We start from the raw sequence: 8523 nt of genomic DNA, 5'->3' as shown, positions 1-8523 counted from the left end.
CTTTGAAAAGGAATTAGATGATTATATTCATTACTATAACCACAAACGAATGAAGGTAAAATTAAAAGACCTGAGTCCGATAGAATACCGAACTCAGGTCTTAGAAGCTGCTTAAATTATATGTCTAACTTTATTGGGTCAGATCATAAGTGCCCCTTAAATTTCCCCCTGTTATTCTTCCTTGCTTGCTGCCATATTCATGTTCGCTTCGGCTCGCTTGATTCGCGATTTTTTCTCTGCATCGACGGAGCTATATCGGCCTCCCTCTTCACCTGCGTAACCCTTGGCTTTACAAGCGACTAATGATATCCATTTTTATCCTGAACGTCTTTAATGGTGAACGATACGATAATGAGTCCCATTTTAGCTAAGTCCTGCGAGGCTCCCCTCTTTACTTTACCAGGAAAACTTTCCATGGTTTTTATGAATTTCCTCGACTGTCTTATGTGAGAATTAAAGAATTTATATATGGTATATGGCATATCCATTAAACCCAAGTGTTTCTGAGAGAAATAAAACCTAAAATTGTATCATTTCCCGTAAGGTGTTAAGAACTAAGGTTCTGTTCTGAAAACCTAAGTTTCTTAACACATTTTAGCTGAAGGATTTATGAGGATTTTCCTCATCTGTTGATGTTCAATAACTCATACATTTATCTATGTTCAGTTAATATGACAAAGATAAGTTTCAGTACATATAAGACAGTCTTAGCTTATAGAAATCGAGCTTTTTCTATGTCGAAATTTGCTTAACGTATGTTTTGGGCGAAAAGTTGGTGGTGCCCCTTTAGTAAATGTTCATATTTGAAGAGTCATTTCTTATAAAAGAATGTATGTGTATTCATATGAAAGGTATCTGCCAAGATGAGGTTCAATTAATCGGATCAAAATGTGTAACCTTCATATTCTTAAAGATTGCTTTGCCGCCCTCGGAGAAGAGAGTAATTCCTTTATCTTCAGCATGAGGGAATATTAAGTTTGAATAAGCAACCTTTCCATCATCCACAAAAACTTCAATACTGGTTTTATCGACGAGAATCTTTAAATGAACCTTCTTCTTACTGACATCAAATGGTGCAGTACTTTCAACCAACTGATTCGTTTCGTCAGGTTGATCTGTGAATACCCGATTGACATAAGAGTAATTTCCTTCTGCAGAAATGCCTACGTCAACGTGGCGTTTTTGATCTTCTGACTCCCTGAGCCTAAATCCTGCATTCTTAAAATCCGACCATGAGAGATCTGCCTCTATTTGATAGGTATCTCCTTTAACATCAAGTGTTTCCGAGCCATCCACTTCGATTTTATCAAAAGAATTCGTTGAGCTTGACAATTCTTTTAATGCTTCTGAAGGCTGTGAAGAAAGATAATACTTGTTCTCGCCTTCACGCTTTAGTTCAATTTGACGGACGATCGAATCCATTCCGTTAAACCCTTCTTTTAATGTCGGCGTATTATTGGCGTAGGCCCAGTTATTCATCCAAGCGAGGGCATAGCGTTTGTCTAATTTGTCACTTGCCTTGCCATCTTCAAACGTTACTCCGCCATACCAATCGAAACCGTAGTCTAGCCATTGCGGTTCATTGTTATCTAGAAGAAATTCCGTTCCATTAAACGTTCCTGTCCAGTATGCATAGGTGTTGGGTTTCCCTGCTGCTTTTCCGTTTGCACTAACGCCCAGCACCCACTTTACTGTCCCGTCATCAGCACGGATCTGGTAAAGGTCAGGGCACTCTAAAACTCCAATGTTCTTAGTGGAAAAACTGCTCGTATAGCGCCAATCTTTCAGGTTATAAGACTCATAAAAACCTATTTTCGATCCTTCGGCCATGGTCATGACCCATTTTTGATTCGTGTTATCCCAGATGATTTTTGGATCTCTAAAATCCTTCGTTCCTGGATTTTTCATAATAGGCTCGTCCCTGTAAGAGGTAAACGTATTTCCTTTGTCCGTACTGTACCATAGAAATTGTTCTTGTTTCTGGCCATCCTTAGAGGGTTGTGTTACGATCGCCACAAAAGCCTCTTTTCCAAACCCAGCTGTATTTTCCTTGTCTACAACGACTGACCCTGTCCATGGATCCCCATTTTGATCCGTATATTTTGGAATGGCAATTCCTTCATCCTTCCAGTGAATTAAATCTTTAGAGGTGGCATGTCGCCATTCTGTACCATTGCCATCCGGGTAATCTCCATTATAGAGGTAAAAATAATGATAATTTCCTTCATGGTAAAGGGGCTTCTGTGGATCGTTTTTCCAATGATCAGGAGAAGTAAAATGATAGGCAGCCCGGTATGAGTGCTTTTCTACCTTATTTGGCGGAGTAGCTTCTTTTGTTTTATAAAATGAATGAATCAAAATTCCTGTGCTAATAACCATCCCTAATCCAAGAACGAATAATGCAACCATCTTATATTTCTTTTTGTTCACTTAAACTCACCACTTTTCTCTTTTAAAATAGAAAAAAGAAAATGCCAAGTTTTCCTGACATTTTCTTTTTCTTTTCACTGGTAACTACTTAACCGTAATCTGGCCTTGTTCAAGAATACTGTCTTTTACTACCGATGTTTGTTTCCCTTTAATGTTAAGCTGGAAGCTTGGGGCAAAGGTAGATTTATTGTCTTCAAAATAACCTCTGTTTGTCATGTAGCTAGTCACTACAACATTATCACTGCCAGCCTGCGGGATCGCATAGTGTGCATAGTTCCAAGTGATGTCATATGGATCTAGATCCTGATGCAGGACGATGCCCGTTTTATTTAATGGTTTATATGGGCCAGTTAAGGAATTTGACGTGTAGCCTAACATGTAAATATCTTGATTATCGATTCCATCAATGGTCATTTTTGATCCTCTTGAACTTGTGAATAAATACCACTTGCCGTCCTTTTTAAAGATGTTTGGACGTTCGATTTCATCTGTGACCGTATTGGAAACAATCAATGGCTTCATTTCTTTTTTCAATGTATAATCGTCGTTTACTTCAATAATTCCAATTGCACCGTTTGCGAGTTCAGCTAACTCTTTTTTAGGGCTTTGTATAAGTTTGTTTTTCTCACCCTGGAAGAATTTATTGCTGTTGCCATAATAAGCTCTATTGTATAGCGATTCTTCGCCTTGGTAGCCATATTCTGTACCCGTATTTGCTTCAAACACAAGGTATTTGCGGCCGTTGTCTTCTACATAGTGAGGGTCTCTGAAGGTATGATTATCAGCGGAATTTCCGTCCTCTACAAATTTATCTACAGTTTGGTAGTACTTGCTGTCTTTGCCTTCATAGATGGATTTGTAATCTTCAACACCATCCACTTTTAATGTTTCAGAATTTGGCTCTGAAAGGTTTACTTGAGCGGTTGTCAAGGTTTGTTTCCCATAATTCCCTGACTCAGGTTTATACGGTTCACGGTTTGTATAGAATAAGCGAACTTCCCCGTCCTCAGTGAAGGTTGCAGAACCTGACCACTCTTCGGCTTGCTCTTTTAGGTAAGGATCATTTGGAACGTTTTTATCATTGTCATCAAATACTCTTCCAGCATTCTTCCAAGCATCAAGGGAGTTGTCGCCCACTTTTTTGTAGAATATGTAGATGAACGTATCACTCGCGTTTTTAGGATCGCCTGCTAATCCAAAAACGATATGATATCCTTTGTACTCTGCAACAGTTCCATCAGCGTTTTGCAATGGCCATGTATCCCACACATCTAAATCAATGGTTTCGCCTGATTCCGTTACTTTTTTGGCAGAAGGGATGTTTTTAATTGTGGATTCGTCAAACCTAGGAACGGCATATCTAGTATCACCGTGCTGATTAATCATATCTTTCATAGCTGATCGAGTGATTTGTGAAGTATCGTACGTTTCTTTGTAATCTGCCGGATCCTTTGGAGCTGCAAATGATTGGGTAACAGTACCGCTTAATAGAATGCCAGTACTAAGTATTCCTGCTGTTGCCTGTTTGGCAAGCCTGCTAAAGTTCATAAATCTTCCTCCTCGTTTTATGTGTTTGCTAGTACAATAGAATTATAGGCGATTCCTGAAATGAGGGGTATGCCACATATTGATTGGAATTTAGTCGTATATTGATATCGTAATTGTGGAAGGCAAAAAAAGCCCCGGCAAGAGGCTATTCCTTCGAAAACCTCTCCCAGGACTTCTGATATTCATTGAGCAGCTGATTGCGGTTCAGCTGTTTCCCGACATAGAGCTGAGTCGCGGCTCCGAATTCTTCTCTAATTTCAACAGGGAAGTGAAACCAGTTAGATGGGACGGTGTTCCCATCTTTGTAATTCCGAAGGGTTTCTTCTGCGAGCGGCCCTATATCATCAGTTTTAATGTTCTTAAACGCAGGAATGAATTTGAATTCTTCCGTCATGAACCGTTTTCCTTGTTCTGACAACACCATCCAATTTAAAAATTTCTTGGCTTCTTTTTTCTTTTCAGGAATGGACTGTTTATTTACGGCCCAATAATTTGGAACGCTGACGACAAGGGCTTCCTTTAAAGGTCGGTCATTAATAGGAATCGGCATAAAACCGATGTTCATGTCAGGCGAAGCTTGATCGATCATCGGCTGAATCCAGTTGCCTTGCTGAATGATGGCTGCTTTTTCGGAGGTAAACAGATTCACTTCCATTGTATAGTCCGTTGACAGTGGATTATCGTTTCCGTACTTTATGGTGAGATCCAGCAGGGCAAGGAGATCCTTAAATGTTTGATTGGTACTGATTTTTTCCGTTCCGTTATTTAAATTTCTTATAAAAGCATCAGTATCCTTTTGCTGGGCAAAAGCAACATTCATTAGATGGTCGCCCAATTTCCAGTCTTCATAGTAGCCTGTTGCAAAGGGAGTAATGCCTGCATTCTGTAGCTTTTCGGCAGCTGCTGTCAGTTCAGAAAGAGTGGCGGGCTGTTCAGTAATGCCGGCTTGTTTAAATAGATCCTTATTATAGATAAAGCCATACCCTTCAAGGTTAACCGGCATTCCGTAAATTTTCCCATCCAATGTGACCGGCGTCAGGGCTTCTTTGTATGCTTGATTAATCCAGGGCTCCCCTGAGAGATCCTCCAGATAGTTCCGCCACAGCTTGGCATTTTCATAGCCGCTGTTTGTAAAGATATCCGGACCAGTGCCGGTCGCCATTTCGGCTTTTAGGTCGGCGAGGTCATCCATTGCGCCTCCAACTGTATGTACCCTGATATTGACGTGAGGGTTTTCCCGTTCATAAGCACGCGTCATTTCTTCAAATTGAGTGGAGATTTCCACTTTCGGATTCCTTAAATCCAGCGTGATTTTCCGCTCTGTCTTTTCCGTTTTTTCTGGTGGGGCTACGTCCTGACATGCAGAAAGAGGCAGGCTGACGGCTCCAATTAACAAAAGGGATAAAAACCTGTTTTTCATCATGTCACCCCTTTTGATTCGATTCTTGTTGATCGTTCTTGTTCCTGAACTCAAAAGGCGTCATGCCGACGACCTTTTTAAATAGCTTTGAAAAGTAGATTTCATCTTGATAGCCAAGCATGGTCGAGATGGAGTAAATGCTTTTGTCTTTTTGTTTCAGCCACGACTTTGCCTGGCTGATTCTAAGCTCCGTGATGTATTTGGACAGGGTCATACCGGTTTCTTGCTTATACTTTCTTGAGATATGCTCGCGGCTTAAAAAGAAAACATTCGACAGCTTTTCCAGACTCAAATCCTCCATATAATACATGTCAACATAGGAAACCATGTCTTCCATGCGGCGAGCGGCATCTATTTCATCCAGACGGTGGATCGATCGGAAGTTTTGTTCCTCGAGCTTTTTCTGCAGAGCCTGAAACGAGGTCCTGATATCCGATAAAGTTTCTACCTGCTCTTCAGGTACAAGCCTTACAGGGATATCGAACTTCTGGCTGATCCATTCCTCAACGGAGAGCCATTGATCGCGAATGGTGATAACAAGGCAGAGGTTAAGATCCGTCTGCAGGGAAAACGCATTGCCTAATTTGCGGTCCGTAAGCTCATCAGACAGCTTTTGGATATATAGATCCGGATTGTGCATCTGGTAAAAGGAGAGCAGTGTCAGCTTATAGCCCTCCGATTCAGGGAGAAACTCGGCAAGGCTGATTGAATCTGAACGGTCCCCCAGACATATCGCAGTGGCTAACTGGTTTCTCCGCAGTTTTTTCACATCTTCCAGCACTTCTGCATGTTCAAAGTCATCCTTCCAGGCTTGTACCGATTTTTCCAGTGTATGATTGAACGCCTCATACTCAATCGGCTTCAGCAGGTAATCAAAGCTGCTGTGCTGAATGGCTTTGCGCATATAGGAATAATCGTTATATCCAGTAATGAAAATAACTTTCCCCGGATAGGAAATGGAATCCAGCCACTCAATCAGTTCAATTCCGCCCATACCGGGCATTTTCACGTCAGTAAAGATAATCTCAGGGCGTTCTTTCTCAATCAGTGATTTTGCCTCATGGCCATTTTTGGCTTCCAATAGCTTGGTGATGCCGTAAGTTTCCCACTGCCCTAAATGGCGTATGGCGTCCCGCACATTGAATTCATCATCGACAATCAGTGCTTTCACTGTGTTCATCTCCTTTCCTGAAGTAAGTCTTTATCATTCCCAAGGGCGGTCTTTATCGGGATCCTCATGCTGACGGAAACCCCCTGTCCGTCATTCGAATCTACTTTCATTTCTGCACTTGATCCATACCCTAGAAGCAGCCTGTCACGAATATTCTTCAGGCCTATATGTTCATGCGAATAAGTCCCTTCGTAAGGGGGTGTATAGATATGTTCCCGTAGAGTCTGAAGCTCTTCTTCCGTCAGACCCGGACCATCATTCTCGACAGTAAAGCACAGATCGTTTCCTTGTTTTTCCCCGCTAATGGACAAATGAGCGTTGCTGTAACCTTCCTCATATGTGTGTTTAAAGAAATTCTCTGCTAGGGGCTGCAGAATCATACTTGGAATAGTCATGTCCAAAATGGACTCATCGATATTGACCGAGTAACTTACATTTTCACCAAAACGCTCTGTTTGAAGGGAGAGGTACGCTTTTGTATACTCAGCTTCATCCCGGACCCGTACCCATTGATCTGCCTGCATTGAGTAGCGCATCATTTTGGACAGCGAGGTCAGCAATTGATAGACCTTTGGTGCATTCGACCTAAGGGCAACGGCGCCGATGGATTGTAAAGCGTTAAACAAAAAATGAGGATTAACCTGTGATTTTAACGCCCTGAACTGGTTCTTCCTGTTTTCAATTTCAAGCTTATATTCACGGTCAATGTGGGAATTGATCCGGTTCATCATGTCCTTCATGTGTGACTCCAAATGGCCAATTTCATCACTTTTGGTATCATCAAAAGGGACATTCATATTTCCGCCTTCAATGGAGCGGACTTTGCTGCTCAGCCTCGTAATGGGACGGGTAATCCTATTTGAGATAATGCCTATCATCAGCAAACCCAGTATTCCTACGCCGATGCCGACAAGGATATTGGTATAGGCGGTTTTCCTGACATCTTCATATAAAGCCTGACTCGACATGACCTTAATCAATTTCCAGCCGTTCAATGACCCTGATAACTCCTTTGATAAGAGAATATCGTCATCATGCCGGCTCCTATTCCCGTCAAGACGTTGCTTTTCATCGGTAGGAAGAGGTTTTCCAATCAGGGCACGATCATTTGCATACATGACCCGATCTTTTGAATCAATAAGCAAAACAGAAGATGCGTCTCCCTGGACAAGGTTATTGCAAATGCGGGCGTACTCGCCCAAATCAATGTCGATTGTAATCATCCCAAGAAACTTTTTAGAAAGAACGTCTATAATTTTGTGGTGAAAAGTCATCACCATCGTTTTGTCCGATTTTGGAATAATGGCTGCATTATTGTAATTCTCAAGAGGGTGGGGCGGCTCAATCAAATATTGTGAGTCAGATGTATACAGCTGTTTGATCGGGTCCTGGTTCAGAAAATTCGGCTGATACCTGTGTGTGCTGACCATTGCATTATAGACAGTAAATGACTCATTGTTTTTAGCAATATAGAAACGGATTTGCCGGAATTCTTTTCTCATTAAATAAAAGGTTTCGAGACTCTTTTCCATGGTCATAGGGTTGAAATAAATGGAGTCTTCGAAGCCGTTTTTAAAAATCCGAAACAGATCAGGGTTGCGGTACAGAATATATGGAAAATCAATCATGTCGTCAAAATACTGCTCCAGTTCATCCGCATTCTTCTGAAGCTGCTCTCGGCTGTTTTCAAGTTCATACTGCTCCACACTGTTTTTTGTATAAGTGTAGATGAAAAAAACGGACAGGAAATAGGGCAGAACGATGAAAATCAGCAGCATGATCAATAAACGGCTTTGTATGCTTTTCACAGGAGGCACCCCCTTTCGCAGAAGGCTCTTTTTTTAGTCTGATCTTATCTTCTCACTTTAGCATCCTAAAACTATATCAAATCAAAAAACCAAGTCAATCATGCTTAAGTAGGATTCGTGTAAGTGCATGTATCGTTATATTTCGC

The 8523-nt window shown here is 41.4% G+C and carries 6 protein-coding genes and 1 pseudogene; 1 reads left to right on the top strand and 6 read right to left on the bottom strand.

All coding sequences use genetic code 11. From position 1 onward, the window contains the following. Positions 1 to 115 (top strand): IS3 family transposase (locus AC1DIV_RS25825; protein WP_477576969.1); only part of this gene is annotated, 115 nt, incomplete at its 5' end. A gap of 59 nt (positions 116 to 174) precedes the next feature. Here AC1DIV_RS25825 and AC1DIV_RS25820 read toward each other — a convergent pair. From AC1DIV_RS25820 to AC1DIV_RS25795, 6 genes and pseudogenes are all read right to left on the bottom strand, one after another. Then, positions 175 to 441 (bottom strand): annotated as a pseudogene (locus AC1DIV_RS25820) (SPFH domain-containing protein); the annotation flags it as partial. Between the two features lie 429 nt (positions 442 to 870). Beyond that, positions 871 to 2379, bottom strand: a complete 1509-nt coding sequence (locus AC1DIV_RS25815; RefSeq protein WP_445670163.1) for a glycoside hydrolase family 32 protein — start codon at positions 2377 to 2379, stop codon at positions 871 to 873. Positions 2380 to 2514: 135 nt separating this feature from the next. Continuing rightward, positions 2515 to 3978, bottom strand: a complete 1464-nt coding sequence (locus AC1DIV_RS25810) for a glycoside hydrolase family 68 protein (RefSeq protein ID WP_340876623.1) — start codon at positions 3976 to 3978, stop codon at positions 2515 to 2517. A gap of 145 nt (positions 3979 to 4123) precedes the next feature. Next, positions 4124 to 5398: an ABC transporter substrate-binding protein gene (locus AC1DIV_RS25805; RefSeq protein WP_340876624.1), complete on the bottom strand. Its 1275-nt coding sequence runs from the start codon at positions 5396 to 5398 to the stop codon at positions 4124 to 4126. A 4-nt stretch (positions 5399 to 5402) separates the two neighbouring features. Beyond that, positions 5403 to 6569, bottom strand: a complete 1167-nt coding sequence (locus AC1DIV_RS25800) for a response regulator (protein ID WP_340876625.1) — start codon at positions 6567 to 6569, stop codon at positions 5403 to 5405. Positions 6570 to 6574: 5 nt separating this feature from the next. Then, positions 6575 to 8377 carry a cache domain-containing sensor histidine kinase gene (locus tag AC1DIV_RS25795; RefSeq protein WP_340876626.1) on the bottom strand — a complete coding sequence of 601 codons (1803 nt, stop codon included), beginning with the start codon at positions 8375 to 8377 and terminating at the stop codon, positions 6575 to 6577. Positions 8378 to 8523: the final 146 nt, after the last annotated feature.

The sequence above is a fragment of the Peribacillus sp. 05N428 genome (assembly GCF_056397085.1).
Note: the sequence above shows the minus strand (reverse complement) of the source record. Positions and strands in the feature narration are given on the sequence as shown.

Excerpts from the sequence above, each read along its gene's own strand:
- AC1DIV_RS25810 (WP_340876623.1), bottom strand. The coding sequence starts at position 3,978 with ATGAACTTTAGCAGGCTTGCCAAACAGGCAACAGCAGGAATACTTAGT.
- AC1DIV_RS25815 (WP_445670163.1), bottom strand. The coding sequence starts at position 2,379 with ATGGTTATTAGCACAGGAATTTTGATTCATTCATTTTATAAAACAAAA.
- AC1DIV_RS25805 (WP_340876624.1), bottom strand. The coding sequence starts at position 5,398 with ATGAAAAACAGGTTTTTATCCCTTTTGTTAATTGGAGCCGTCAGCCTG.